Here is a 23,328-nt window from a genome sequence, read left to right on the forward strand (position 1 = left end):
CTCAGCGTGCGCTCAAGCTTTCCAGATAGGTCATGACCTTGGCGAATCCAGCCTTGTCGCCATAGGCGCAGCCGGTGTTTTTCATGACCTTGCGGCCATTTTCCTGTGCGGCTTCCTGCTTGAAGATCGCCGGATGACCGGGCGCGCCTGGCTCCGTCAGCACGAATGCCACGCGTCCGCCGGTCACGTTGTAAAAGCGATAGGGCTCGCCGCGCTGCTCGGGCGCAGGAACCAGGCCAGGATAGGTCAGCACCTTGGCCGACAACGCCTCGTACGAGAGCGAGCAGTCGAGTACCAGGCGTGGTGGGGCCGCCGTCTCGGCCTTCGGCGCGCAGGCCGCCACGGTCAGGGGCAGGAGAAGGGAGAGGGCGAAGACCGCCCTCACGCCACCTCGACCCGGTAGCTCTCGATCACGGTGTTGGCGAGCAGCTTCTCGCACATGTCCTTGACCTGGGCCTCGGCGGCGGCCTTGTCGGTCGCGTCCTTCAGGTCGAACTCGATGGTCTTGCCGACGCGCACGCCGTCCACCTGCGGCCAGCCCAGACCGTGCAGGGCGTTCTCGACCGCCTTGCCCTGAACGTCCAGTACGCCGGGCTTCAGGAACACATGAACTTTCGCGCGCACTAGTGCAGGCCTCCTTGGATGACGGTAGGCATCTCTTTCATGATGCCGAGACGACGAGCGACTTCGGTGTAGCCCTCGATCACATCGCCCATGTCGCGACGGAAGCGGTCCTTGTCCAGCTTCTCGTTCGTCTGGCTATCCCAGAGGCGGCAGGAATCGGGGCTGATCTCGTCGGCGAGGATCACACGGGCGAAGTCGTTTTCGTAGACACGGCCAAATTCGACCTTGAAGTCGACCAGGGTGATGCCGACCCCGGCGAAGAGGCCGGTCAGGAAGTCGTTCACCCGCAGGGTGAGGGCCATCATGTCGTCGATCTCCTGGGTCGAGGCCCAGTTGAAGGCGGTGATGTGCTCCTCGGCGACCATCGGGTCGTTCAGCTTGTCGTCCTTCAGATAGAACTCGATGATCGAGCGCGGGAGGGCCTGGCCCTCGGGCAGGCCGAAGCGCTGCGACAGGCTGCCGGCGGCGACGTTCCGGCAGACGACTTCGAGCGGAATGATCTCGACTTCACGGATCAACTGCTCGCGCAGGTTCAGGCGGCGGATGAGGTGGTTCTGAACCCCGATGGAGTTCAGCTTGGTCATCACGTACTCGCTGATGCGGTTGTTGATGACGCCCTTGCCTTCGAGGATCGCCTTCTTTTGCGCATTGAAGGCGGTGGCGTCGTCCTTGAAGTATTGGATGAGAGTTCCCGGCTCGGGGCCCTCATAGAGAATCTTGGCCTTGCCTTCGTAGATCTTCTTGCGGCGGGTGGTCATATGCGCCTTCTCCCAGAGCGAGGGCTCGGCCGCTACCGGAAAACGAAAAACGCGCGCGATTCGATCCCGACGCGCGCGGCTCCAGCTTTAAGGCCCTCTCACTCGTATGAGGCGCGCGGAAAATAGCCGAAGGGGCGCTGTGGCGCAAACGGCGCAAGAGCCGCATCGCATCCTCGTGCGTTTACGTTGCGGGGGACGGGATCAGAGGATATGCAACGCCGACCGACCGCCTATCCGGGGAACACATGACGACCTTCGACGATCGCGAGCGTGGCTTTGAAAAGAAGTTCGAGCTCGACCAGGAGCTGGAATTCAAGGCTGGCGCTCGTCGCAACCGCCTGCTGGGCGAGTGGGCCGCCGGCCTGATGGGCCTGGGCGCCGACAGCGTCGCCGAATACGCCAAGGCGGTGGTGAAGTCCGACTTCGAGCTGCCGGGCGACGAGGACGTGCTGCGCAAGGTGTTCGAGGACCTGAAGGGCTCGGGCGTCGCTGTCAGCGAAGGCGAGGTCCGCATGAAGATGGACGAATTGCTGGCCCAGGCCCGCGAACAGCTCCGATCGGGCGAATAGGCGCCTCGGTCGGACGGCAAAGAGCGCCGCCCTTCGGGGTGGCGTTTTTTTATGGCCGCGTGGCTGACAAGCAGCTGTTTTGTAATAGTTTTTAATTTGCCCCGTCGAGCGCATGCTCCCGCTTTCCGCCATCCAGGCGGACAAGGATGGGAGAAGTGTCATGCGTATGATCGTTCTCGCAGCGTTGGGCGTGATGGGCGTGGCCGGAGCCGCATTCGCCCAGGAAGCCCCCACTCAAGTCGTCAGCATTTATCGCGCCGCACCCGGCCAGCAGGTCGCGCTTCTGAAGTGGCTGGAAGGCCAGGATCGTATAGCCCAGGCCGCGGGGATGGCCGCTGGCCAGCTCTATGTCCACCAGGACGGGGCCAGCTGGGACTTTGTCTGGATATCGCCGGCAGCGACGCGCGAACAGGATGCGGCCCTCGACGCCGCGGCCAAGAAGATGGGCATGGCGACTGGGCCGATGGTCGGGATCGAGCTGCGCAAGTACATCGCTGAGCACACCGACACCTATGCGGCCGGACCGACCACGGCCGCCGCTTGGTTGAAGCGCCTCGGTCAGTAGCGCGAGATCACCCGCCGAAACCCCGTCCGCCGCCGAAGCCGCCGCGGGAGACGACCGAGGTGCGGGTCTGGGCCTTGGGCGGGGCGTACGCGTCGGGCGGATCGAAGCTGCTGCGCGACAGGGTGGTGCGGCCGGTGACGTAGTCGCGACCCATCGCGCCGCCCCAGCCGGTGGTGTAGCCGCCGCCGTAGCGTTCGTCCTGGCGGTAAAGGCCTGTGCCGCGATAGTAGCCGCCGCCGTCGAGCATGCGCCCCACCACGAAACCGGCCAGCAGCGGCCCCCAGAAGCTGCCGCCGCCCTGGGCGCTGCGCGGCACACAATTGCCCTGGCCGTAGACCTCTTCGCAGGTGGCCTGCTGGCTGTAGCGCGGGCTGTTGGCCGCATCGTCATTCTGGGCGGCGGCGTAGGCGGTGTCGCAGGCCGAATCCGGAATGTCGTTGGCGTCCTTGCAGGCCTGCAGGGTCGCGTACTGGAACGCCTCGACCTGTTCGCTGCGCGGCTGCACCTCGTTCCACTGCGCGGGATTCGAGGAATCGCAGGCCGCGACGGTCAGGCCGGCGCCCGCGGCCACCATGGTGGTCAGGGTCAGCGAGGACGAACGCTTGCGCTTTGTCGTCTGGGTCATGCCGGGCCTCAAGGGGTCATGCAGGCGGCGTTCAGCACGCCGACCGCGACGGAGACGCCGGCCAAGTAGACGCCGACCGCGACCTCGCCGTTCTCGATGCGCGCCTTGACGTCGGGCAGGGCGATCACGCGCACCAGGGTGAAGGCAATGATCTGGATGACGCCGGCCAGCAGCGCCCAAGCGACGAACTCCGCCAGCGTCACCGTATGGCTGAGCGCCGAGGCGAGCGGCAGGACGTAGCCGATCAGGGCGCCGACCAGGGCGATGGCGGCGGCCGTGTTGCCCTGTCGGATCAGGTCGCGCTCCCGATAGGGGGTGACGGCCTGGTAGATGACCTTGAAGGCCAGGGTGAATAGCCCGGCCACCACGAAGGCCAGCAGGAAGGCCAGGGCGCCCGTCTGGAAACCGCTGAGGTCGAACATGGTGCTTGGCCCCTTCAGGCTTTGAACTCGCCCACCGTCAGCGGCAGGCCGATCATGATGTCGTGGGTCAGGTCGCCCTTCTGCGGCTCGACCGTGATGGCCAGCAGCAGTTCACGGCCCTCGTCCGGCAACTCGCGTGCGAACAACATGCAGCTCTGATAGATGCGTGCGTAGGGCGGGGCGTCCGCCTCGCGGCTGTCGTGGACGCTCTCCCAGAACGCCACCGGCTCCTGGCGCGCGCTTTCGTCGTCGAACCAGAAGCGGGCGTACTCGGCCAGACCTTCGTCGGTGAATCGGGGCGCGCGGATGCGGTCGTTCCAGACGCGCTGGTCGGCGGAGTTGGCCGGATAGGCGCTGCGCCAGGGAATAAAGAGCGTGAAGTCGTTGGCCGCCTGGCCTTCGCGGTCGTCCGACACCGCCTGCAGCATCACATGGTCGTCGGTGTAGAAGCGATGGACGAAGGCGCCGTCGTCCAGGGCGATCAGGCCCTGGGCGGTGATCTCCAGGGTGTCGCGGTCGAGTACGAAGCGCGTCGCTCCGCCGAACCTGCGCCAGGCGAGGGGATCGAGCACCACTGTTCGGCCGATGGTGACATTGCGGACCACCGGCAGCGTGTCGGGCTCAGTCTTGCCGTGATCGCGGCCGAAAAGCTTACGGAACATAGGATGTGCGGCTTCCTGCGCAGCGGGGGCGAAATCCGGCGGCGTTAAATCGGTCTGTCGCCGCGCCCAAGGCCCAAGAATGAACCTCTGCGACATCTTGTCAAGCGTTCATGGTATGCGTACATGTATGCATGGCCGAGCGTTCTCCAAGGTCCGAGCAAGCCGCCGAGCGCACGCGCGCCTGGCGGGATGCGCGCCGGGCGGCGGGGTTCGTGAAGATCGAGGTCTGGGCGCCCGCCGCCTGTAAGGCCGACATCCAGGCTGCGGTGCAGGCGATCGTCATCGAATCGACGCGCGGGCCTGCGCTGCAAACCAAACCCAGCGACCCGAAGGGCGTGAGACACATGGATCCGATCATCGATACGGCCTGGACCGTACACAGCGTCCGTGACGCGCTGGCGACCAGCGCGCTGGTCCGGGAGGGCGAACTGACGGCGCAGGTCGTTGAGGGCTCTGAGCCGGTCCTGCTGGTGACCATGCACGAGTACGGAGATCTGCCTGTCTATCTCAGCATCGGCCCGCTGCAGATGGTGGTGTCGGTGATCCTGTGGCCGGTGGACGAACAGAAGGACGCCGAGCGGTTCAATGTTTTCCTGCTGAAGGCCCAGAAAATCGTGCCGCTGTCGAACTTCGGCATCAGCACCGTGGACGGCCGCGACTATTACGAGCTGTTCGGCGAAATCTCGTCGAAGACCTCGCTGCAGACCGTGCTGATCGAGCTGCGCATGCTGGCCAGCAACGCCATCGACGCGGCCGGCGACCTGCGTGAGTCGTTCGAGAACCTCGGCGGCGCGGCCGCCTAAGACCGCCGAAGGAGAAAACACATGTCGATCTGGAACAAGCTTTCGGCGCTCTTCCGCGGCGCTGCCCATGAGGGCGCGCAGGGGATCGTGGACGCCAACGCCCTGCGGATTCTGGACCAGGAAATCCGCGACGCCGACGCCGCCCAGGGCAAGGCGCGCGACGAGATGGCCGCCCTGGTCGCCCGCCGTCGTATGCTGGAAAACGAGGCCAAGCAGTTCGCCGAGCAGGCGCGCAAGTACGAGGCCTCGGCCCGCGCTGCGCTCGCCAAGGGTGACGAGGCCCTCGCCCGCGAGGTCGCCCAGCGGATCGCCGACCTGGAGCGCGACGCCACCCAGAAGGCCGATCAGACGGTCGAACTGCGCGCCGCCGAGGACCGGCTGCGCCAAGTCATCACCCAGACCGACGGTAAGATCGAGGCTCTGCGCCGCGAGATCGAGGTCGTGAAGGTCAACGAAAGCGTTCAGCGCGCCCAGGCCGCGGTCGTCTCGCGCGCAGGCAGCACCGGCACGACCCTGGGCTCGGCCGCCGACAGCCTGAAGCGCATCAAGGAGCGCCAGGCCGTGCGCGAGGAGCAGTTCCGCGTGCACGCCGAGCTGGAGGATCGCCGCACCGGCGCGGACCTCGACGCCAAGCTGCAGGCCGCCGGCATCCTGCCCGGCCATGCGGGCGCCGACGATGTGCTGGCGCGACTGCAGGGAACGCCGATGCCTCAGATCGAGGCGCCGCGTCTGGCGATCGAGGACAAGGCCAAGGACTGACCTTGCCGCTAGCCCCTGCAAGGATCACGACATGCGTCGCATCCTCCTGAAACCGCGCCGCGACTGGCTGGCCAAGGCCGAGGCGGTGGGGTTCACCTGGCACCATGCCGACGGCGCGCGATATTGGGACGAGCGCGCCTGCTACGCCTTCACGCTCGCCCAGGTCGAGGACCATATCGAGGCCGCCGCTCAGGAGCTGCACCAGATGTGCCTGGCCTTGGTGGGCGAGGTCGCCGGCAGCGAGGCGCTGATGGCGCGGCTCGCCATTCCGGAAGGGGCGCGCGATCTCGTCGCCGCCTCGTGGACGGCGAAGGAGCCCTCTCTCTATGGCCGGTTCGATTTCGGCTATGACGGTGCCGCTCCCCCCAAGCTCTACGAGTACAACGCCGACACGCCGACCAGCATCTATGAGGCGGCGGTGTTCCAGTGGCTGTGGCTGGAGGACCGGATCGCCGACGGAACCTTCGCCGCCGACACCGACCAGTTCAACAGCCTCTACGAAAAGCTGGTCGCGCGCTTTCGTGGGATATTCCCGGCCGGCGGCTTCGTGCATTTCGCCAGCGACGCCGATCACGCCGAGGACCGCCAGACCGTGCGCTTTCTCGAGGACGTGGCTGCTCAGGCGGGCTTGGAGCCCAAGTTCGTCGCCGTGAAGGACATCGGCCTGGACGCCGACGGCCGGTTCGTCGACGCCGAGGACTATCTGATCGGGGCGATCTTCAAGCTCTATCCCTGGGAGGAGATTTTCCGCGACGACTATGCCGGCGAGATCGCCGGCTCGAAGGCGCGGTTCATCGAGCCGGCCTGGAAGGCGGTGCTATCGAACAAGGGGCTGCTGCCCCTGTTGTGGGAACGGCACGCCGGCCATCCCAACCTGCTGGAAGCCTATTTCGACGACGATCCCAAGGCCGCGGGTCTGGGGCGCAGCTATGTGCGTAAGCCGCTGTTCTCGCGCGAGGGCGCCAATGTCGAACTCTATGACAACGGCCGGCGCGGGCGGGTGCTCGACCAGGGTTATGGGGCCGAAGGCTGGGTCCGTCAGGCGCTGTCGCCGCCGCCGCGGTTCGGCGCCAACTATCCCGTAGTCGGCGCCTGGATGATCGGTGACGAGCCGGCCGGCATGGGCGTGCGCGAGGACCGCGGGCGCATCACCCGCGACCGCTCGCGCTTCGTGCCGCACGTGATCCTGGGCTGAGGGCCGCGCCTACCGCCGCAACTGTCCGTCGAGGTACTTGCGGATCGCCGGGCCGAAGGGCGGGCGCATCTGCTGCAGCGGCTTGTCGGCCTTGATCTGGCTGTAGATCGCCTTTTTGTGGCTGAATTCGCGGAAGCCGTCGACGCCGTGATAGCTGCCCATGCCGGACGGCCCGACGCCGCCGAACGGCAGGTTCTCCTGCGCCACGTGGAAGACCACGTCGTTGACCGTAACCCCGCCCGAGGTGGTGTGGCTGAGCACCTTCTCGCGCTCGGCTTCGTCGGCGCCGAAATAGTAGAGCCCAAGGGGACGATCGCCCTTGTTCACATAGGCGATGGCCTCGTCGATGCCGCTGTAGGTCTTCACCGGCAGCACCGGACCGAAGATCTCCTCCTGCATGACCTTAAGATCGTCGCTGGGGTCGATGATCAGGGTCGGGGCGATCTTGCGATGCTCCTGCTGTGACAGGTCTTCGCCCTCGGGCTTAAGCTCGATCACGCGCGCGCCCTTGGCGCGGGCCTCGTCGACATAGCCCTTGATCCGGTCGTAGTGCCGCTGGGCGACGATGGCGGTGTAGTCGGGGTTGTCCTTCAGGGTCGGGAACATCTTGGCGACCGAGGCCTGGGCGCCGGCGATAAAGGGCTCGAGCTGGTCCTTCGGCGTCAGCACATAGTCGGGCGCCAGGCAGATCTGGCCGGCGTTCAGGGTCTTGCCGTTCATGATCCGCGCCGAGGCGACGCCGATGTCGGCGCCCCTGCCGAGGATCACCGGGCTCTTGCCGCCCAGCTCAAGCGTCAGCGGCACCAGGTTCTCGGCGGCTGCGCGCATGACATGCCGGGCGATTGAGGTCGCTCCGGTGAAGATCAGGTGGTCGAAGGCGAGGGAGGAGAACGCCTGGCCGACCTCTGACCCCCCCGTCACGACGGCGATCTCCTCGTCCGAGAACGCTCCTGCGAACATCCGCGCCATCAGGTCGGACGTCGCGGGCGTGAACTCGGACGGCTTAATGATGGCCCTGTTGCCGGCCGCCAGTACACCGGCGAGCGGGGCGAAGGTCAGGTTCACTGGGAAGTTCCAGGGGCTGATGATCCCGACCACGCCCTTGGGTTGAAAGCGGACCTCGGCCTTGGCGCCGAACAGGCCGAGGATGGCCGGGGTCGGCTTGCGCCTTTCCGGGCGCATCCACTTGGCCAGGTTCTCCTTGGCGTGTTTCAGCGGGCCGACGGAGGCGGCGATGTCGGTGAAGGCGGTCGCCTCGCGCGAGCGCGAGCCGAAGTCCTCGTTGATCGCGTCCTCGATGGCGCGGCGGTTGTCGATCAGCAGGGCGATGGCCCGGTCGATCCGGCTTGTCCGCATCCGGGCGCTCGGCTCTCCGTCCCTCAGATGGGCCGCCTTCTGCCTGGCCAGCAAGGCGTTCATCGCGGCGGCGTCCATGGCATTCCCTCCCGATCCCGATCCGGCGGATGTTCGGATAATGACGTTAGGGAATGGAAGTCCGCGTGCAAATGCCTCTGGACTGACGCGGCGGCGGGTGGGGTTTTCTTACCTCGAACAACCGGCCAAGCCGGGCCCACCAGGAAGGAACGACCATGCCCGAAGCCCTTATTATCGACGCCGCGCGCACCCCGCGAGGGATCGGAAAGGTCGGCAAGGGCGCCCTGGCCGACTTCCACCCGCAGCATCTGGCCGCCACGGTCCTGAAGGCCATCGCTGAGCGCAACAATCTGAACACCGCCGAAGTTGACGACATCATCTGGGGCACCTCCAGCCAGCGCGGCAAGCAGGGCGGGGACCTGGGCCGGATGGCCGCGCTAGACGCCGGCTACGACATCAAGGCCAGCGGCATGACCCTGGACCGCTTCTGCGGCTCGGGCATCACCACCGTGAACCTGGCCGCCGCGCAGATCATGTCGGGCATGGAGGACCTGGTTGTTGCGGGCGGGACCGAGATGATGTCCTACACCGCCGCCAGCGCCGATCCCTCGACGCCGCCGATGATGGACGCCGGCAACCTGCGCCTGCGCGCGCGCCATCCGCAGAGCCAGCAGGGCGTCTGCGCCGACGCCATCGCCACCCTGGAAGGCATCGAGCGTCAGGCCCTGGACGAGCTGGCCCTGGTCAGTCAGCAGCGCGCCGACGTCGCGATCCGTGAAGACCGCTTCGCCAAATCGCTGGTGCCGGTCTATCGCGAGGACGGCTCGCTCGCCCTCGACCGCGAGGAGTTCCCGCGCCCGCAGACAACGCTGGAGGGGCTGTCGGCCCTGAAGGCCTCGTTCGAAATGATCGCGAACGTGCCGGTCGACGACAAGGGCACGACCTATGGCGACCTGATCCGCCAAGTCTATCCGGACCTGAAGATCCGCCACGTCCACCATGCCGGCAACTCGTCGGGCGTGGTCGATGGCGCGGCGGCGATCCTGCTGGCCTCGCCGGCCTACGCCGCCAAGAACGGCCTGAAGCCGCGGGCCAAGGTGGTGGCCATGGCCAATATGGGCGACAGCCCCACGCTGATGCTCAACGCTCCGGTCCCGGCGGCGCAGAAGGTGCTGGCCAAGGCCGGCCTGACGATCGACGACATCGACCTCTTCGAGATCAACGAGGCCTTCGCGGTGGTGGCCGAGAAGTTCATCCGCGACCTGAACCTCGACCGCGACAAGGTGAACGTGAACGGCGGGGCCATGGCGCTCGGCCACCCGATCGGGGCCACCGGCTCGATCCTGATCGGCACCGTCCTTGACGAACTGGAGCGCCGCGACCTCAAGCGCGGCCTCGTCACCATGTGCGCGGCCGGCGGCATGGCTCCTGCGATCATCATCGAACGGGTCTGATGGGAAGAGGCGGGGCGCTGATCGCGCCCCGCCGACTTCAGTTCAGCCGGACGTCGGCGACCTTGTCCTGATAGTCCTTCTTCGGGTCGCTCCCGAGCAGCAGCTTGACGCCGGCCAGCAGGTTGTTCTCGTTCAGCCAGATCTGGGCGCGGTCGGGCACGAAGCGCAGCAGTTGCAAGTTCGGATCGCTCTGGCCGCCTTCGAACCAGGCGGCGACAAAGCGGTTCCAAAGCCGGTCGATCATGGCCGGATCGTTGTCGGCCACCAGTTCACCCTGCACGGCGGCGAAGATGTCGTGGCTCTTGTCGGCGAAATAGGCGGCCGCCTCGTGGCGCGCGCCCAGCGCCTGGACCAGATCGCTGTCCTTGGCGGTGAAGAACCAGATCGCCCGGCGATCGTCGCCGTCGAATTGGGCGGTCATCGGCTGGGCGTGGCCTTCCTCGACACCGACCAGACCCAGCATCAGGGTCATGTCGGACTTCAGCGCCTTCCAGAACTTCTCTTCGATCTCGGTGGGGGTGGTCATGAATGGCTCCTCCGTTCAAGCGAGGTGAACGGAGGGGCCCCATGGGCGTTGCGGCCGAGCTTGCGAGTTTATTTCGTCGCCGGCTGGGAACAATCCCGCCAGGCAGCCTAGGCTGTGCGGGCGATGAGGCGAGCCAGGCGCGCCACGCCGTCGTCGATCTGCTCCGGGGTGGGCAGCGAGTAGCTGAGGCGGATGGTGTTGGTCGCCGAGGTCTCGGCGAAGAACGGGGCGCCCGGCACGAAGGCGACGCGCTCTTCCTCGATGGCGCGGGCCAGCAGGTCCTTGCCGTCGATCCCCTCGGGCAGGCGGATCCAGACGAACATGCCGCCCTCGGGCTTGGACCAGGTCACGCCCTGCGGCATGTGGCGGGCCAGGGCGTCGAGAAGAGCCTTGGCCTTGGCGCCATAGGCGCCGCGCAGGCGCGACAGGTGCTGTTCGTAGTCCTCGGTGACGGTGCGCCAGCCGACCATCTGGTTGATCGTCGAGACGTGCAGGTCGCTGCCTTGCTTGAGCAGGACCAGCTTCTCGATCACCGCCTTCGGCCCGCACACCCAGCCGAGGCGCAGGGCCGGCGAGATGGTCTTGGAGAAGGTGCCGCAATAGAGCGTGCGGGCGGTCTCGATGGAGCCCGAGCGTGCGATGTCGAGCGCCAGCAGGCTGGGCAGGGCCTCGCCGCCGAAGCGCAGTTCGCGATAGGCCGCGTCCTCGATCAGCGTCATGTCCAGCTCGCCGGCCAGATCCAGCAGGGCCTCGCGCTGCGGTAGCGACAGGCTCTCGCCGGTCGGATTGGCGTAGTCGGGAACGAAGTAGCCGAGCGGGCGGGGCTTGCGCCCGGCCATCAGGGCCTGGGCGTCCACGCCGTCGGTCAGCGCCCCGTCGGGCAGGTCCAGATAGTGGGGTTCGTAGGAGGTGAAGGCCTGCAGCGCGCCGAGATAGGTCGGGCGCGCGACCATCACCGTATCGCCGCGCGTCAGGAACAGCTTGCCCAGCAGGTCCAGCGCCTGCTGCGAGCCGGCTGTGAGCATGATGTTGTCGGGCGTGCAGGGCACGCCGTGGATCGCCATCCGCTCCACGATCCATTCACGTAGGGGCAGATAGCCCTCACTGACGGAATACTGGAGGGCCTGCTGCGAAAGCTGCCGATCGGACAGCACCGCGTCATAGGCGGCCTGGATGCGGTCGGCCGGGAACAGTTCCGGATCGGGGATGCCGCCGGCGAAGGAGAGGATGTCGGGCTGGTCGAGCAGCTTCAGCAACTCGCGGATCTCGTTGGCGCGAACGCGGGTCATGCGTTCGCTGAAGCGCTGGGCCCAGTCGGTTTGGTCGGTCATGGTTGTATGGTCTCGCATGGGGTCGGGGACGGGGCGGTGTCCGTCCGTTGACGCCGCGCGAGTGCGCAGCGCCGCCTGATCAGATCAGGGGCGTCATACGATGCAGGTCGGGCCCTGGGTGCGGCGGCGCCAGAAGCGCCGCCGGCCATGCTTGGTCTTAGCCATGCCGGATCTCTAACCCTACTCGGCCGCCTTGGCCATGGCGTCCTGGCCGAATACGCGGGCGAAGACCACGTCGACGTTCTTGAAGTGATAGCCGAGGTCGAACAGCTCGGAGAGCTCGGCGTCCGAGAGGATCACCTCCGGGTCGGCTTTCAGGAAGTCGAGGAAGTTTCCTTCACCGCGCCAGACCTTCATGGCGTTGCGCTGAACCGCGGCGTAGGCGCCTTCGCGGCTGATGTCCTTCTGGGTCAGGGCCAGCAGGACGCGTTGCGAGTGAACCAGCCCGCCAAGGCGGTCGAGGTTCTTCTGCATGTTGGCCGGATAGACCAGCAGACGGTCGACGACATTGGCGAGGCGGCGCAGGGCGAAATCCAGGTGGATGGTGCTGTCCGGGGCGATGCCGCGCTCGACCGACGAGTGGCTGATGTCCCGCTCGTGCCAAAGGGCGACGTTCTCCATGGCCGGGACGACCGCCGAGCGGACCAGACGGGCCAGGCCCGTCAGGTTCTCGGTCAGGATCGGGTTGCGCTTGTGCGGCATGGCCGACGAGCCCTTCTGGCCGACGTCGAAGAACTCTTCGGCCTCAAGCACCTCGGTCCGCTGCAGGTGGCGGATCTCGACGGCGAGGCGCTCGATGGAGCTGGCGACGACGCCGAGGGCCGCGAAGTAGGCCGCATGTCGGTCCCGCGGAATGACCTGGGTCGAGACGGGCTCGACGGCCAGACCCATCTTCTCCGCCACGTGGGCTTCGACCTCGGGCGCGACGTTGGCGAAGGTGCCGACCGCGCCGGAGATCGCGCAGGTGGCGATCTCGAACTTGGCCATGGCCAGGCGCTCCTTGGCGCGCTGGAACTCGGCGTAGTGACCGGCGAGCTTGAGGCCGAAGGTGGTCGGCTCTGCGTGGATGCCGTGGCTGCGGCCGACGGTCGGCGTCAGCTTGAACTCGAACGCGCGCTTCTTCAGCGCTGCCAGCACCAGGTCGACGTCCTCGATCAGAAGGTCGGTGGCGCGCGAAAGTTGGACGGCGAGGGCGGTGTCGTTGACGTCGGACGAGGTCATGCCCTGGTGCAGGAAGCGGGCTTCCGGGCCGACGATCTCGGTCACATGCGTCAGGAAGGCGATGACGTCGTGCTTCACTTCGCGCTCGATGGCGTCGATGCGGTCGACGTCGAAGATCGCGTCGCGACCTTTCTCCCAGATGGTCTCGGCGGCCAGCTTCGGGATCACGCCCAGTTCCGCCATCTTGTCGGCGGCGTGAGCCTCGATCTCGAACATGATCTTGAAGCGCGTCTGCGGGTCCCAGATCTTGGCGGCTTCCGGGCGGGCGTAACGGGGGATCATGGCGGGGCTCCTTCGGCGCGCGTGTTAGCCTCCCGGAGCCTCAATCGCAATGTGCGGGGCGCTTAAGTCGCGGCCTTGAGATAGGTCGGGACCAGGCTTTCGAGGCCGCTGGAGATGATCTGCACGCCCACGCAGAGCAACAGGAAGGCGACGAGGCGCGACAGCACCCGCGCGCCGGAGCGGCCCAGCATGGAGAGCACCACGCTGGACCAGCGGTAGAAGACGCCCACCATCAGGGCGACCAGCACCGCGGCCAGGCTGACTCCGATGAAGAAGGTCAGCACCCCGTGCCCCTCGGCCGGGCGCTGGGACGACAGTGCGATAGCCACCGAGATCGCGCCGGGTCCGGTGGTGAACGGCATGGTCAGCGGGAAGAAGGCGACGTCGTCGTGCGCCTTCTCGGCCGGAGCCGCAGCGTTGGCCTTGCGGTCCTCCTGCACCTCCGGGTCCATCAGCAGGCTCCAGGCGCGGATGGCGACCACCAGGCCGCCGGCCACGCGCAGCGCGCCCAGGCTGACACCGAAAAATCCGAGGATGTAGCTGCCCAGCAGCAGCGAGCCTAGCAGGATGAAGAGGGCGTAGACCGCGATCCGCCAAGCCAGGGCGTGCCGGTCGCCCCGCCCTTCGGTCACCTGATGGAAGGTAAGCGCGGCGCCGAGCGGATTGACGATCGAGAACAGGGCTGGGAACGCCAGAAGGAAGGCGCCGACGACGGTGTTCAGCGGAAGCGGATCGAGGGTCATGCGGGGGGGAACCTAGGCGCAGGCGGGGGACCTGCGCCAGGGGTCAGGCGCCGGCGGCCTCCAGTTCGGTCTGCTTCAGCGCGTCGGCCATGTCCTTGGGCAGGGTGATGGCGGCCAGGAGATAGTGAACGCCCGCCCATGCATAGATCAGCAGGTTGAGGATGATGCCCTCCCGCGTGCCCTTGGCCATGGCGGCCTTGCAGGCGGCGTCGACAACGGCCCCAGCGCCTTCGCGCCCCACGCCGCCCGGGCACATCTCGAAGAACGAGCCGAGGTTGTTCACCGCGAAATTGTGTTGCGAGAGCATGTCGATGCACCAACCGCAGAAGGGCGGGCCGAAGCCGAGCGCAATCAGGTTCAGCACGAAGAACAGCAGGGCGGTTGCGGTGGCCCGCATGCGCAGGCTGACGGCGTTCTGGATCACTCCGAAGGTCGGGCCGAGATAAGTGTAGTGGAAAACGCCGGGGATCAGCAGCAGGGCTGCGGCGACCTTCCAGTCCGGCCGGGTGTAGACCAGGATGTAGAGCGGGCAAGCGATCAGCAGGCCGATCGCGGGCACCAGGGCGTACCAGCGGCCGGATTTCTTGGCGGCCCAGTCGGTGAGGAACCCGCCCAGCAGTGTGCCCGCGCCCGACGCGACGCCGCCGATCAGGCCGAAGATGATGCCGACGGTCGCCAAGTCCAGGCCGAAGGTTCGGATGAAGTAGGGCGCGGAATACTGCCCGGTGCCGTAGCCGGCGAAGGAAGCCAGCGTGATACCCGCCACCATGTGGAAGAAGCCCCACCTGCCGAAGATGCGCTTGGCGACGGCCAGGATCGACGGCGGCTTGGCGTGGACGGGCGGAGCGGTTTCGTCGCCTTCCGTGAGCGGGATGTCGCCCGCCTGCTCAGCCACCAGGCGGTCGGAGTAGCCGCGCGGGGGCTCCTTGACGAAGACCTTCAGCAGGATCGCGACGATGATGCCGGGCAGGCCGACCATCATGAAGGCCATCCGCCAGTCGAGGTTCTGGGCGATCCAGCCGCCGGCCACCGCACCGAACATGGTGCCGAGCGGGATGCCGAACGAGTAGATCGAGAGCGCCGAGGCGCGCTTCTTCGGTTCGAAATAGTCGGAGATCAGCGAGTGGGCGGGAGGGGACAGGCCGGCCTCGCCGACGCCCACGCCGACCCGAAACAGCATGAGCTGCAGGAAGCTGTGGGCCATGCCGCAGAGCGCGGTGAACCCCGACCAGATCACGATGGCTATGGTGATGATGTTGACCCGGCTGTGACGCTCGGCCACGCGGGCGATCGGGATGCCGAGAGTCGTATAGAGCAGGGCGAAGGCCAGGCCGCCGAGCAGGCCGAGCTGCGTGTCGGTCAGCTTCAGGTCCACTTTGATCGCCTGACCGATGGTGGCGATGATCGTGCGGTCGATGAAGTTGAAGGTATAGGCCAGGACCAGGAGCCAAAGGACGGTCTGCTTGTAGCCCTCGGAAAACAGCGGCTTGCGTGCGGACGCGGCGGCGCCGGCTGCGGTCTCGGCCATGGGACCTCCCCCTCGAGGTTATGTTGTTTTGCGCAGGTTACGCATGGCCGTGCGGAGAGGGGAAGGAGAAAGCGGCGTGAGCGTCTTCAGCCCACCAGTTGGGCGATGCTGGCGGCCAGCTCGCTGGGGCGGAACGGCTTGACCAGCCGGGCGACGCCCTCGACGTGAAGCTCCACTTCCTCGGAGCCCGACACCACGACCGCGCGTGAAAGCGGGGCTATCTGGCGCAGGCGCATCGCGAGGTCGGCGCCGTTCATGCCCGGCATCAGGTGGTCGGTGACCAGCAGGTCGAAGGGTTCGCCACGATCGACATGGTCGAGCGCCTCCTCGGCGCTCGCGAACTCGACGACGTCATAGCCGAGCTCGCTGAGGATTTCGCTGGTGGTCGACCGCACCAGCGCCTCGTCGTCGACCAGCAGGGCGCGTCCCGCCAGGCGCACCAGGATCGGCAGTCCGGCCTCGTCATCTTGAACCGTCGCGCCGGCCTCCGCCACCGGCAGCCACAGGGCGACCGTGGTGCCGGCCCCCACCTGACTGTCGATCCGCAGCGCCCCGCCGAGTTGGGAAGCCAGGCCGTGGGCCATCGAGAGGCCGAGACCCGTTCCCTTGCCGACGCCTTTGGTCGAGAAGAACGGCTCGACCGCCCGCGCGATCATCGCCTCGTCCATGCCGCAGCCTGTGTCGATGACGGCCAGTCGTACGTAGTCCCCGGCCGTAAGGTCGCCGCTCTCGGCGGACCGCTCGACCGAGGCGCGAATTTGCAGACGCCCGCCGTCGGGCATCGCGTCGCGAGCGTTCACGCACAGATTGATCAGCGCCATTTCGAGCTGGTGCGGATCGGCCAGGGCGTCGGGCAGATCGGCGTCACAGACACAGGTCAGCTCGACCTTCGGGCCGATGATGCTGCCGAGCAGCGTGCCCAGGCCCTGGACGAGGCCCGCAATGTCGGTGGGACCGGTCTTGAGGGGCTGCTGGCGGGCGAAGGCCAGGAGGCGCTGGACGAGGGTGGTGGCGCGTTCGGCGGACTGCAGCGCGTTCTCGACCAACCGCTGTTCGCGCTCGCCAAGGCCGCGGCGCTGCAGCAGGTCCAGGCTGCCGACGATCGGCGTCAGCAGGTTGTTGAAATCATGCGCCACGCCGCCGGTGAGCTGGCCCATGGCCTCCAGCTTCTGGCTCTGGCGCAGGGCCGCCTCGGCGGCTAGCAACTGCTCCGTGCGCTCGGTGACGCGAGTTTCCAGCGTCTGGGCGAACTCACGCAGTTCGGCTTCGGCGCGTGCGCGCTCGACCGCTTCCCAGGTGCGCGTGGCGACGTCGAGCGCCAGGGTGGCGTCCTCGGGCTTCCAGATCCGCGCATTGGCATCATGCAGATAGAAGACCGAGCGCAGGCGTCCACCGCGGATCAAAGGCACGACCAGCAAGGCCCGGGCGACCAGCGAGCCATAGGTGGCCGCATAGGCCGCAGAGCGCGGATCCGAGGTGACGTCGTCGATGCGCAGGATCCGGCCCTCGCGCAGAGTGTCGGCAACCAGCGGGCCGAAGCCGTCCAGCCGCCGATTCTGGCCGCCCAGGCTGAGCACGGAGCCGTCGGTCCAGTCGCGGTCGATGCGGACATGCTCGACGGCGGCGTCGACCTCTCCATAGCCGGCGCGGCTGACGCCCAGATGCGCGCCCAGCACCTCAGAGGCGGCGTTGGTGATGTCGATCGGATCGACCAGGTTGCGGATCTGGTCGCTGAAGGCGAGCAGGAACGATTTGCGGCGCTGCGACAGCACCTTGGCGGTCGAGTCCGTACAGACGTCGAGCACGCCGGCGATGGCGCCGTCGTCGTCGCGAACCGGGCTGTAGGAGAAGCTCCACCAGGTGTCTTCCGGATAGCCGTTGCGGGTCATCAGCAAGGGCAGGTCTTCGGACCACGTGGCCTCCCCGCTCAAGGCCTGTCGCAACAGGGGCTCGATGTCCGGCCAGACGTCGCTCCAGACCTCGCCGAACGGACGGCCCATCGCCGAGGGATGTCGCGCACCAAGGAACGGCGCGTAGGCGTCGTTGTAGAAGAAGGTGAGGTCCTTCCCCCATCCCAGGCACATTGGATGGCGCGAGCTGAGCATCAGCTCCAGAGTCGTCGTAAAAGCGCGCGACCAGCTCGCGCGCGGGCCGATCGGCGTCGCGTCCCAGTCGATCGCCTGCAGCAGCGACGCCGCCGTCGCCGATGGAGCTTCTTCAATGCTCACGCGCGATCCCGCCTTCCCGATCCTCGTCCGCGCGGAACCTAGCACGGAGTTCGTTCAACGGCGTCGGAAAGCCGAGGTTCCGATCGGACCGACACACCACCGGTTCCACTTGACCGAGGATTGGGGCTGCGCGGCCTGTCGACGGATTATCCACTATTACATCCCAACCCCGCCGCAGGCGGTCGCTGACCAGCGGACCGACTGCGTGGAGTACGAGACGGGAGCCTACAGGCCTCGACCCTAGGCCTTGGTCTTCATCGGGTCGCCGTGGGTCTTGTTGAGCGCAGCGCCGGCTTGAGCCAGGCGCGCGGCCTCGTCGGCGGAGACCTGGCTTGGGCCGGTCAGCTTGATGGTCGCCATCTGAAAGCCGCCGCTGGGTTCGAGACGGGCGTCCAGGTCGGTCATCTGGGCGCCGCGCCAGAACGCGAAGTTCATGTGGGCCTTAAAGCCCTTCAGCAGGCAGACCGGGCCGTCAGCCGAGGACCACATGGGGTGGCCCCACTTGAAGTCCTCGGACAGGCCTTGGGCCAGAAGGGCGGTGCGCAGGTCGCGGGCGGTCGCCTGCTGCCAGTCGGGCAGGGTGGCGAGGTAGGCGTCGACTTTCGCGGACATGGCGGAATCCCCGGTCTATCGCTGAGCCGTCTGGCCCATCGACCAGCAGACGCCGAACGGGTCGCGCAGCCGGCCGTAGCGGTCGCCCCAGAACATCAGCGAGACCGGCTCCAGCACCTCGGCGCCGGCCTGGACCGCGCGGTCGAACCAAGCGTCGATGTCGTCCACCTGCAGATGCATGGTGAAGGAGTTGGAGGGCTGGTGCTCGTAGCCGTGGCCCATCTCCGGGAAGCAGTCGCAGAGGAACAGCGAGCCTCCGTTGATCACCAGGGCGCAATGCATCAGCCGTTCGCCGTCCTGGGCCGGCAGGCGCATCAGTTCCTGGGCTCCGAAGGCCTTCTGATAGAACTCGGCGGCCTTGGCGGCGCCGACCACGTTCAGGTGCGGAATGACGCCCTTCATCGGCGCATCGATGGCGGCCACGGTCTCGGCGGCGGTGTCCATGGTGGCGGTGGTGGTCATTGCGATCCTCCTTGCATGTGCGCCGACGGGCGCTTTGAACCTAGGACGGGCGGGAGAGGCCGAGATCGACAGGGCCCACCAAAAAATCAGCCGTCGCCGGCCAGGCTGTCGAGATGCTGGCGGATATGGGCCGCCTCGGGCGCGCTGTTGGCGAGTGCGATGGCGCGGTCGAAAGCTTCGCGCGCCTCACGGCGGCGGCCTAGCTGCTTGAGGAAGCCGCCCTTGGCGCCGTGGAAGTAGAAGTAGCCGGAGAGCTGGCCCTCCAGCGGTTCGATCATGGCGAGGGCCGCCTCCGGCCCTGCGGTCTTGGAGACCGCCACCGCACGATTCAGGGTGATCACCGGCGAGGGCGTCATCTGTTCCAGGGTGGCGTAGAGCAGGTCGATCTGCGCCCAGTCGGTCTCGGAGGCGGTGCGAGCGCGGGCGTGCAGGGCGGCGATCGCGGCCTGGACCTGATATGCGCCCGGCGTGCGGTGGCGCATAGCCTTGTCGAGCAGGGCCAGGCCCTCGGCGATCATGTTGTGGTTCCAGAGTTCGCGGTCCTGATCCTCCAGCAGCACGACCTGGCCGTTGGCGTCGAAGCGGGCGGCGGCGCGCGAATGCTGCAGCAGCATCAGGGCCGCCAGGCCCATGATCTCCGGTTCGGTCGGAAACAGCCGCAGCAACAGGCGTGCGAGGCGGATCGCCTCGATCGCGAAGGGCTGGCGCGCATCGGCCTCAGCCAGGGTGGCCGAATAGCCTTCGTTGAACATCAGGTAGACCACGGCCGCCACATCGGCCAGACGCTCGGCGCGTTCGGCCGGGCCGGGCGCCTCGAACGGCACCTTGGACTGGCCGACGCGGGCCTTGGCGCGGGTGATGCGCTGCTCCATCGCCGCTTCGCTGACTAGGAAAGCGCGGGCGATCTGCCTGACCGACAGGCCGCAGACGATGCGCAAGGCGACCGCGACCTGCTGCACCGCGGGCAGGTCGGGATGGCAGCAGATGAACAGCAGCCGCAGGATGTCGTCGCGATAGTCCGATCCGTCGAGCCGCTCGGCCAGCGGCGCCTCGACGTCGTCGAGGTCGGAGATGGTCTCTTCCGCCGGCAGCGCCTGCTGGCGCGCGCGGCGGCGCACGCCGTCGATGCCGCTGTTGCGCCCGACCAGGATCAGCCAGGCGGCCGGATCGCGCGGCGGGCCCTTTTCCGGCCAAGACTTCAGCGCGCGCAGGCAGGCGTCCTGGAAGGCTTCCTCGGCGACGTCTAGGTCGCGGAAGTAGCGCAGCAGGGCGCTGACCGCCTGCGGGCGGGCGGATGTCAGGGCGGCGTCGATCCAGGCGGGGTCGGTGGTCACGTCATGGGTTTCCCAGGCAGGTAGAGCATCAGCGGGCGCAATTCGTAGGCGCCGCCCGGATTCGCCTGACCGAGCTCGCGCGCGATCTGCAGACCCTCGTCGAGGCTATCGACATCGACGATGTAGAAGCCGAGCAATTGTTCCTTGGTCTCGGCGTAAGGGCCATCGATCACCAGGTTCTGCGACTTGCGCAGGGTGGTGGCCGAGGTGGTGGGCTGCAGGCGGATAGCGGGGCCGAGCTTGTCGGCGATCCGGTCATGGACGACCTGAAGCCTGGCCATGACAGCCTCGTCCTCCTCCTTGCTCCAGGCGGAGGTGACGGCTTCGTCGTTGTAGCAGAGGATGGCGTAGCGCATTTGAGCCTCGGTTCTCCCTAAGGACGGACCACCGCGTCCGTTTCCGACAGGGGTCTCACAGAAAATCGCAAGTTAACAGCGCGGCGCCCCCGTCGCGCAGCTGGCGGCGTTCGTCGCACGGGGCGCGCTGCTGTCCAGGTTGAGCGCAGTCTTGCAGACCCCGCCGGGCTTGCGCGGCAGGAAGAGGCCCGACGGACGCCGCTCGGGCGTCGGATGACGGGGTTTGGAATGAAGAAGCTGGTACTTCTGGGGGCGGTCGCCGCCTGCACGCTTGGCGTGGGCGCGGCCCAGGCCGCGACGATCTACACCCAGGACTTCTCGGGCGGTCTGCGCGCCAACGAGAGCGTCGGGGGCAAGTTCAGCGTCGCTGGCGGCACGGTCGGCCACCAGGCGGGGAATTATGTCAACAACGACTATTCCTATTATCAAGTCCGGCTCGACCTGACGAAGGCGAGCAGCGCCCTGCTGAGCTTCGACTACGACCTGCACAGCGAATACACCTGGGACGGCTTCAACCTCGCCTACGCGGTCGACGGCGTCTTCTCGCCGGCCCATCTGCTTGACCCGACGACGCCGGGCCTCTTCCGCTCGCTGGGCGGTCGCGCCGGCGAACTCTTGGGGCCGAGAGGGCTCTCCGGGATCGAGACCGGACGCGCGAGCTTCGATCTCGCGCCGCTGCTGGGTCAGGTCGTCGATATCCGCTTCCAGTTCGCGAGCGACCACTCGCTGGTCGGCCGCGGCCTCAAGATCGACAACCTGACGGTCACTGGCGGGCTGCCGAGCGCAGTTCCCGAACCCGCGACCTGGGCGATGATGATTGCGGGCTTCGGGATGGCGGGCGGAGCTATCCGCGCCCGCCGCAGAACCTTCTCAGCGACAGCGGCCTGACCCAATTCAGGCCGTCTCCTCGGCCCCAGGCCGAGGTCGGCGCCGCCCTCCGCCTTTTCGAGCTTAGGCGGACGGGCGGCGCCTTCATGTCTGCAGGCCGCTCAGTCCTGGTGGAGCGCCAGCCTTTCGGTGACGGCGTTTACGTAGGACGGCCCCACGGCGACGTTCACGCCGTCCTCCAGCACCAGTGAGATCAGTCCCTTGCCCAGGCGCTGAACCTCGCGGACCTTGGCCGGCCGCACGAAGGCAGAGCGGTGCACGCGAACAAGTTCGGCCGGCGGCAGCTTGCGTTCCAGGGCGTTCATGGTGGCGCGGTGGATGTGGCTGCGGGTGGCGGTGTGCAGCAGCACATAGTCCTTGGCGGCCTCGATCCAGTCGATCTCCGACAGCGGCACCCGCACATAGCCGGTGCGGACTTGCACCCAGAACCCGTCGGAATCCTCCTCGCCGGCGCCTTCCTCGGCGCGGGCCGCGGCAGCGCGCAGGGCCTGGCGGCGGCGGGCGCGTTCGATCGCCTGGCGCAGCCGGTCGAACCGTACCGGCTTCAACAGATAGTCGGCGGCCTCCACCTCGAAGGCGTCGGCGGCGTAGAGCTCGAAGGCGGTGACGAAGACAATCTCTGGCCGCTCCTCGGGCGGTAGCCCGGCGGCCACGGCCAGGCCGCTGCGTTCCGGCATCTGGATGTCCAGCAGCACCAGGTCGGGCTTCAGCGCGGCGACCTGCTCGGCGGCCTCGCGGCCGTTTCGAGCCGTCCCGACCACCTGCACGTCCGGCACCTGGGTCAACAGCGCGGACAGCCGCTCAAGGGCCGCCGGTTCGTCGTCGACGAGCAACAGGCGCATCATGCCGCGACCCTCCGGCGGAATGGGGTGACGGTCGCGTTCCACTGCAACGGGAGGCGGACCACGGCCAGATAACCGCGCGCCAGCGGGACGGCCTGGAGCGAGCCGCGCTCCCCGTAGAGGGTCTCGAGCCGCATGCGGATGTTGACCAATCCTACCCCGGCGCCGGGGCGCACCTCATCGCTCTGACCCCCGCCGCCGTCATCCTGGACCTTCAAAACCAGATCCTCTCCGTCCTGGCTGGCTTCGAGCCGGATGGTGACCGTCTCGCTGGTGGACGAGACGCCATGCTTGATGGCGTTTTCGATGAGCGGCTGGAGCAGGAACGACGGGGTCTGGGCGTTGCGCAGGTCGTCCGGACAGATGAACTCCACAGCCAGCCGGTCGCGGAAGCGGACGCTCTCGATCTCGAGATAGGCCTGCAAGGTGGCGAGCTCGTCCTCCAGCGGGATCAGGGCCTGGGGATCGGCCACCAGCGTCACGCGCAGGAAGTCGGCGAGCTTGGAGAGCATGGTCTCCGCCTCGTCAGAGCGGCCGGTGATGACGGCGGCCGACACGGCGTTCAAGGTGTTGAACAGGAAGTGCGGATTGAGCTGGTAGCGCAGCGCCGCCAGCCGCGCGGCGCTGGCTGCGGCGTTGGCCTCGCTGGCGGCGGTGCGCGCGTCGGCCAGTTGACGCTCGCGTTCGCGCACCATCCAGTTGGCCTGCAGCGTCAGGTAGATCGCGCCCAACATGCCGAGGATCCAGAAGAACCCCACGCTGTTCGCGGCGAACCGCATGAATCGGGTGCGGTTCGGAGACCAGCTTTCGGCCGTGTGCGAAAGTTCCATGATCAGTACGTCGGCCGAGGCCAGCGTCACGGCGGCCAACACCACGACGCCGGCCATGAGCAGGGTGCGCGCGACGGGGTGCATTTCCCGCACCCATACGGCCACGCGATAGAGCGCGATCGAGGACAGGATCCCCAGAACGTTGATGGCGATGACCGTGTAGATCAGCAACGTCGTGAGGCGGACGCCGATCAGGACGCCGATCGACGAGGCTAGGAAGCCGGACAAGACCCAGACGCCCAGCGTCAGCCAAGCCGCCTGTCGCGATTCATCGGTCTTGAACATCGGTCCCCTCGCGTCCAATCGGCGAAGACTAGCTCAAGGGCGCGCGCGAG

Annotated in this window: 26 protein-coding genes; 7 read left to right on the forward strand and 19 right to left on the reverse strand. The window is 67.3% G+C overall.

Going from position 1 to position 23,328, the window contains the following annotated elements:
* Nucleotide 1: 1 nt before the first annotated feature.
* Genes ACE3T2_RS01470 through purC form a run of 3 tightly spaced genes read right to left on the reverse strand, consistent with a single transcriptional unit; the run spans nucleotide 2 to nucleotide 1,382 of the window.
* Nucleotides 2-385 carry a hypothetical protein gene (locus ACE3T2_RS01470; RefSeq protein WP_374653937.1) on the reverse strand — a complete coding sequence of 128 codons (384 nt, stop codon included), beginning with the start codon at nucleotides 383-385 and terminating at the stop codon, nucleotides 2-4.
* Complete coding sequence (gene purS / locus ACE3T2_RS01475; RefSeq protein ID WP_374653939.1) at nucleotides 382-624, reverse strand: phosphoribosylformylglycinamidine synthase subunit PurS; 243 nt, start codon at nucleotides 622-624, stop codon at nucleotides 382-384. The genes ACE3T2_RS01470 and purS overlap by 4 nt, the downstream gene beginning before the upstream one ends.
* A complete protein-coding gene (purC, locus tag ACE3T2_RS01480) occupies nucleotides 624-1,382 on the reverse strand; it encodes a phosphoribosylaminoimidazolesuccinocarboxamide synthase (RefSeq protein ID WP_374653941.1) in 759 nt (252 codons plus the stop codon). The genes purS and purC overlap by 1 nt, the downstream gene beginning before the upstream one ends.
* Before the next feature lie 245 nt (nucleotides 1,383-1,627).
* Here purC and ACE3T2_RS01485 point away from each other — a divergent pair, with 245 nt between their 5' ends.
* Together ACE3T2_RS01485 and ACE3T2_RS01490 are read left to right on the forward strand one after the other, a co-directional pair.
* A complete protein-coding gene (locus ACE3T2_RS01485) occupies nucleotides 1,628-1,951 on the forward strand; it encodes a DUF1476 domain-containing protein (RefSeq protein ID WP_374653943.1) in 324 nt (107 codons plus the stop codon).
* Nucleotides 1,952-2,111: 160 nt separating this feature from the next.
* Nucleotides 2,112-2,516 carry a hypothetical protein gene (locus tag ACE3T2_RS01490; RefSeq protein ID WP_374653945.1) on the forward strand — a complete coding sequence of 135 codons (405 nt, stop codon included), beginning with the start codon at nucleotides 2,112-2,114 and terminating at the stop codon, nucleotides 2,514-2,516.
* A gap of 7 nt (nucleotides 2,517-2,523) precedes the next feature.
* On the opposite strand, the gene ACE3T2_RS01495 is transcribed toward ACE3T2_RS01490, so the two are convergent.
* From ACE3T2_RS01495 to ACE3T2_RS01505, 3 genes are read right to left on the reverse strand one after another with little or no spacing between them, the layout of a single operon-like run.
* Nucleotides 2,524-3,141: a DUF1190 domain-containing protein gene (locus ACE3T2_RS01495; protein ID WP_374653947.1), complete on the reverse strand. Its 618-nt coding sequence runs from the start codon at nucleotides 3,139-3,141 to the stop codon at nucleotides 2,524-2,526.
* 8 nt (nucleotides 3,142-3,149) lie between these two features.
* A complete protein-coding gene (locus ACE3T2_RS01500; protein WP_374653949.1) occupies nucleotides 3,150-3,563 on the reverse strand; it encodes a DUF350 domain-containing protein in 414 nt (137 codons plus the stop codon).
* A gap of 14 nt (nucleotides 3,564-3,577) precedes the next feature.
* The gene (locus ACE3T2_RS01505) at nucleotides 3,578-4,225 is read right to left on the reverse strand and encodes a DUF2491 family protein (RefSeq protein ID WP_374653951.1); all 648 of its coding nucleotides are present in this window, start codon (nucleotides 4,223-4,225) and stop codon (nucleotides 3,578-3,580) included.
* Between the two features lie 131 nt (nucleotides 4,226-4,356).
* On the opposite strand from ACE3T2_RS01505, the gene ACE3T2_RS01510 reads away from it, so the two are divergent.
* From ACE3T2_RS01510 to ACE3T2_RS01520, 3 genes are read left to right on the forward strand one after another with little or no spacing between them, the layout of a single operon-like run.
* Nucleotides 4,357-5,028 carry a YjfI family protein gene (locus tag ACE3T2_RS01510; protein WP_374653953.1) on the forward strand — a complete coding sequence of 224 codons (672 nt, stop codon included), beginning with the start codon at nucleotides 4,357-4,359 and terminating at the stop codon, nucleotides 5,026-5,028.
* A 21-nt stretch (nucleotides 5,029-5,049) separates the two neighbouring features.
* Nucleotides 5,050-5,787, forward strand: a complete 738-nt coding sequence (locus tag ACE3T2_RS01515) for a PspA/IM30 family protein (RefSeq protein WP_374653955.1) — start codon at nucleotides 5,050-5,052, stop codon at nucleotides 5,785-5,787.
* A gap of 31 nt (nucleotides 5,788-5,818) precedes the next feature.
* Nucleotides 5,819-6,982 (forward strand): glutathionylspermidine synthase family protein, encoded by a 1,164-nt coding sequence (locus tag ACE3T2_RS01520; RefSeq protein WP_374653957.1) that lies wholly within the window; start codon nucleotides 5,819-5,821, stop codon nucleotides 6,980-6,982.
* 9 nt (nucleotides 6,983-6,991) lie between these two features.
* Here ACE3T2_RS01520 and ACE3T2_RS01525 read toward each other — a convergent pair whose 3' ends face one another.
* On the reverse strand, nucleotides 6,992-8,416 hold the full coding sequence (locus ACE3T2_RS01525; RefSeq protein ID WP_374653959.1) for a coniferyl aldehyde dehydrogenase: 1,425 nt from the start codon (nucleotides 8,414-8,416) through the stop codon (nucleotides 6,992-6,994).
* Nucleotides 8,417-8,571: 155 nt separating this feature from the next.
* On the opposite strand from ACE3T2_RS01525, the gene ACE3T2_RS01530 reads away from it, so the two are divergent.
* Nucleotides 8,572-9,810, forward strand: a complete 1,239-nt coding sequence (locus tag ACE3T2_RS01530; RefSeq protein ID WP_374653961.1) for an acetyl-CoA C-acetyltransferase — start codon at nucleotides 8,572-8,574, stop codon at nucleotides 9,808-9,810.
* A 37-nt stretch (nucleotides 9,811-9,847) separates the two neighbouring features.
* Here ACE3T2_RS01530 and ACE3T2_RS01535 read toward each other — a convergent pair whose 3' ends face one another.
* The 10 genes from ACE3T2_RS01535 to ACE3T2_RS01580 form a co-directional block, all read right to left on the reverse strand.
* Nucleotides 9,848-10,336, reverse strand: a complete 489-nt coding sequence (locus ACE3T2_RS01535) for a pyridoxamine 5'-phosphate oxidase family protein (protein ID WP_374653963.1) — start codon at nucleotides 10,334-10,336, stop codon at nucleotides 9,848-9,850.
* 107 nt (nucleotides 10,337-10,443) lie between these two features.
* Entirely contained in the window at nucleotides 10,444-11,685 is a 1,242-nt protein-coding gene (locus ACE3T2_RS01540; RefSeq protein ID WP_374653965.1) for a PLP-dependent aminotransferase family protein, read from the reverse strand.
* 162 nt (nucleotides 11,686-11,847) lie between these two features.
* Entirely contained in the window at nucleotides 11,848-13,170 is a 1,323-nt protein-coding gene (gene purB / locus ACE3T2_RS01545) for an adenylosuccinate lyase (protein ID WP_374653967.1), read from the reverse strand.
* Nucleotides 13,171-13,232: 62 nt separating this feature from the next.
* The gene (locus tag ACE3T2_RS01550; protein WP_374653969.1) at nucleotides 13,233-13,913 is read right to left on the reverse strand and encodes a MarC family protein; all 681 of its coding nucleotides are present in this window, start codon (nucleotides 13,911-13,913) and stop codon (nucleotides 13,233-13,235) included.
* 43 nt (nucleotides 13,914-13,956) lie between these two features.
* On the reverse strand, nucleotides 13,957-15,441 hold the full coding sequence (locus ACE3T2_RS01555; RefSeq protein WP_374653971.1) for a spinster family MFS transporter: 1,485 nt from the start codon (nucleotides 15,439-15,441) through the stop codon (nucleotides 13,957-13,959).
* Nucleotides 15,442-15,527: 86 nt separating this feature from the next.
* Nucleotides 15,528-17,669: an ATP-binding protein gene (locus tag ACE3T2_RS01560; RefSeq protein ID WP_374653973.1), complete on the reverse strand. Its 2,142-nt coding sequence runs from the start codon at nucleotides 17,667-17,669 to the stop codon at nucleotides 15,528-15,530.
* A 240-nt stretch (nucleotides 17,670-17,909) separates the two neighbouring features.
* Nucleotides 17,910-18,281 (reverse strand): DUF1801 domain-containing protein, encoded by a 372-nt coding sequence (locus ACE3T2_RS01565; protein WP_374653975.1) that lies wholly within the window; start codon nucleotides 18,279-18,281, stop codon nucleotides 17,910-17,912.
* Nucleotides 18,282-18,296: 15 nt separating this feature from the next.
* Nucleotides 18,297-18,743 (reverse strand): VOC family protein, encoded by a 447-nt coding sequence (locus tag ACE3T2_RS01570; RefSeq protein ID WP_374653977.1) that lies wholly within the window; start codon nucleotides 18,741-18,743, stop codon nucleotides 18,297-18,299.
* A gap of 86 nt (nucleotides 18,744-18,829) precedes the next feature.
* Entirely contained in the window at nucleotides 18,830-20,077 is a 1,248-nt protein-coding gene (locus ACE3T2_RS01575; RefSeq protein WP_374653979.1) for an RNA polymerase sigma factor, read from the reverse strand.
* On the reverse strand, nucleotides 20,074-20,433 hold the full coding sequence (locus ACE3T2_RS01580; RefSeq protein WP_374653981.1) for a YciI family protein: 360 nt from the start codon (nucleotides 20,431-20,433) through the stop codon (nucleotides 20,074-20,076). The genes ACE3T2_RS01575 and ACE3T2_RS01580 overlap by 4 nt, the downstream gene beginning before the upstream one ends.
* Nucleotides 20,434-20,661: 228 nt before the next feature.
* Here ACE3T2_RS01580 and ACE3T2_RS01585 point away from each other — a divergent pair, with 228 nt between their 5' ends.
* Entirely contained in the window at nucleotides 20,662-21,321 is a 660-nt protein-coding gene (locus ACE3T2_RS01585) for a PEPxxWA-CTERM sorting domain-containing protein (protein ID WP_374653983.1), read from the forward strand.
* Between the two features lie 101 nt (nucleotides 21,322-21,422).
* On the opposite strand, the gene ACE3T2_RS01590 is transcribed toward ACE3T2_RS01585, so the two are convergent.
* Together ACE3T2_RS01590 and ACE3T2_RS01595 are read right to left on the reverse strand one after the other, a co-directional pair.
* A complete protein-coding gene (locus ACE3T2_RS01590) occupies nucleotides 21,423-22,166 on the reverse strand; it encodes a LytR/AlgR family response regulator transcription factor (protein WP_374653985.1) in 744 nt (247 codons plus the stop codon).
* On the reverse strand, nucleotides 22,163-23,278 hold the full coding sequence (locus tag ACE3T2_RS01595; RefSeq protein WP_374653987.1) for a sensor histidine kinase: 1,116 nt from the start codon (nucleotides 23,276-23,278) through the stop codon (nucleotides 22,163-22,165). Before ACE3T2_RS01595 ends, ACE3T2_RS01590 begins: the two co-directional genes overlap by 4 nt.
* Between the last annotated feature and the right edge of the window lie 50 nt (nucleotides 23,279-23,328).

The organism is Phenylobacterium sp., assembly GCF_041919955.1.
Taxonomy (GTDB): domain Bacteria; phylum Pseudomonadota; class Alphaproteobacteria; order Caulobacterales; family Caulobacteraceae; genus Phenylobacterium.

Coding starts and splice junctions, on each gene's coding strand:
- purC (WP_374653941.1), bottom strand. CDS start 1,382: ATGACCACCCGCCGCAAGAAGATCTACGAAGGCAAGGCCAAGATTCTC.
- ACE3T2_RS01485 (WP_374653943.1), top strand. CDS start 1,628: ATGACGACCTTCGACGATCGCGAGCGTGGCTTTGAAAAGAAGTTCGAG.
- ACE3T2_RS01490 (WP_374653945.1), top strand. CDS start 2,112: ATGCGTATGATCGTTCTCGCAGCGTTGGGCGTGATGGGCGTGGCCGGA.
- ACE3T2_RS01495 (WP_374653947.1), bottom strand. CDS start 3,141: ATGACCCAGACGACAAAGCGCAAGCGTTCGTCCTCGCTGACCCTGACC.
- ACE3T2_RS01500 (WP_374653949.1), bottom strand. CDS start 3,563: ATGTTCGACCTCAGCGGTTTCCAGACGGGCGCCCTGGCCTTCCTGCTG.
- ACE3T2_RS01505 (WP_374653951.1), bottom strand. CDS start 4,225: ATGTTCCGTAAGCTTTTCGGCCGCGATCACGGCAAGACTGAGCCCGAC.
- ACE3T2_RS01510 (WP_374653953.1), top strand. CDS start 4,357: ATGGCCGAGCGTTCTCCAAGGTCCGAGCAAGCCGCCGAGCGCACGCGC.
- ACE3T2_RS01515 (WP_374653955.1), top strand. CDS start 5,050: ATGTCGATCTGGAACAAGCTTTCGGCGCTCTTCCGCGGCGCTGCCCAT.
- ACE3T2_RS01520 (WP_374653957.1), top strand. CDS start 5,819: ATGCGTCGCATCCTCCTGAAACCGCGCCGCGACTGGCTGGCCAAGGCC.
- ACE3T2_RS01525 (WP_374653959.1), bottom strand. CDS start 8,416: ATGGACGCCGCCGCGATGAACGCCTTGCTGGCCAGGCAGAAGGCGGCC.
- ACE3T2_RS01530 (WP_374653961.1), top strand. CDS start 8,572: ATGCCCGAAGCCCTTATTATCGACGCCGCGCGCACCCCGCGAGGGATC.
- ACE3T2_RS01535 (WP_374653963.1), bottom strand. CDS start 10,336: ATGACCACCCCCACCGAGATCGAAGAGAAGTTCTGGAAGGCGCTGAAG.
- ACE3T2_RS01540 (WP_374653965.1), bottom strand. CDS start 11,685: ATGCGAGACCATACAACCATGACCGACCAAACCGACTGGGCCCAGCGC.
- purB (WP_374653967.1), bottom strand. CDS start 13,170: ATGATCCCCCGTTACGCCCGCCCGGAAGCCGCCAAGATCTGGGACCCG.
- ACE3T2_RS01550 (WP_374653969.1), bottom strand. CDS start 13,913: ATGACCCTCGATCCGCTTCCGCTGAACACCGTCGTCGGCGCCTTCCTT.
- ACE3T2_RS01555 (WP_374653971.1), bottom strand. CDS start 15,441: ATGGCCGAGACCGCAGCCGGCGCCGCCGCGTCCGCACGCAAGCCGCTG.
- ACE3T2_RS01565 (WP_374653975.1), bottom strand. CDS start 18,281: ATGTCCGCGAAAGTCGACGCCTACCTCGCCACCCTGCCCGACTGGCAG.
- ACE3T2_RS01570 (WP_374653977.1), bottom strand. CDS start 18,743: ATGACCACCACCGCCACCATGGACACCGCCGCCGAGACCGTGGCCGCC.
- ACE3T2_RS01580 (WP_374653981.1), bottom strand. CDS start 20,433: ATGCGCTACGCCATCCTCTGCTACAACGACGAAGCCGTCACCTCCGCC.
- ACE3T2_RS01585 (WP_374653983.1), top strand. CDS start 20,662: ATGAAGAAGCTGGTACTTCTGGGGGCGGTCGCCGCCTGCACGCTTGGC.
- ACE3T2_RS01590 (WP_374653985.1), bottom strand. CDS start 22,166: ATGATGCGCCTGTTGCTCGTCGACGACGAACCGGCGGCCCTTGAGCGG.
- ACE3T2_RS01595 (WP_374653987.1), bottom strand. CDS start 23,278: ATGTTCAAGACCGATGAATCGCGACAGGCGGCTTGGCTGACGCTGGGC.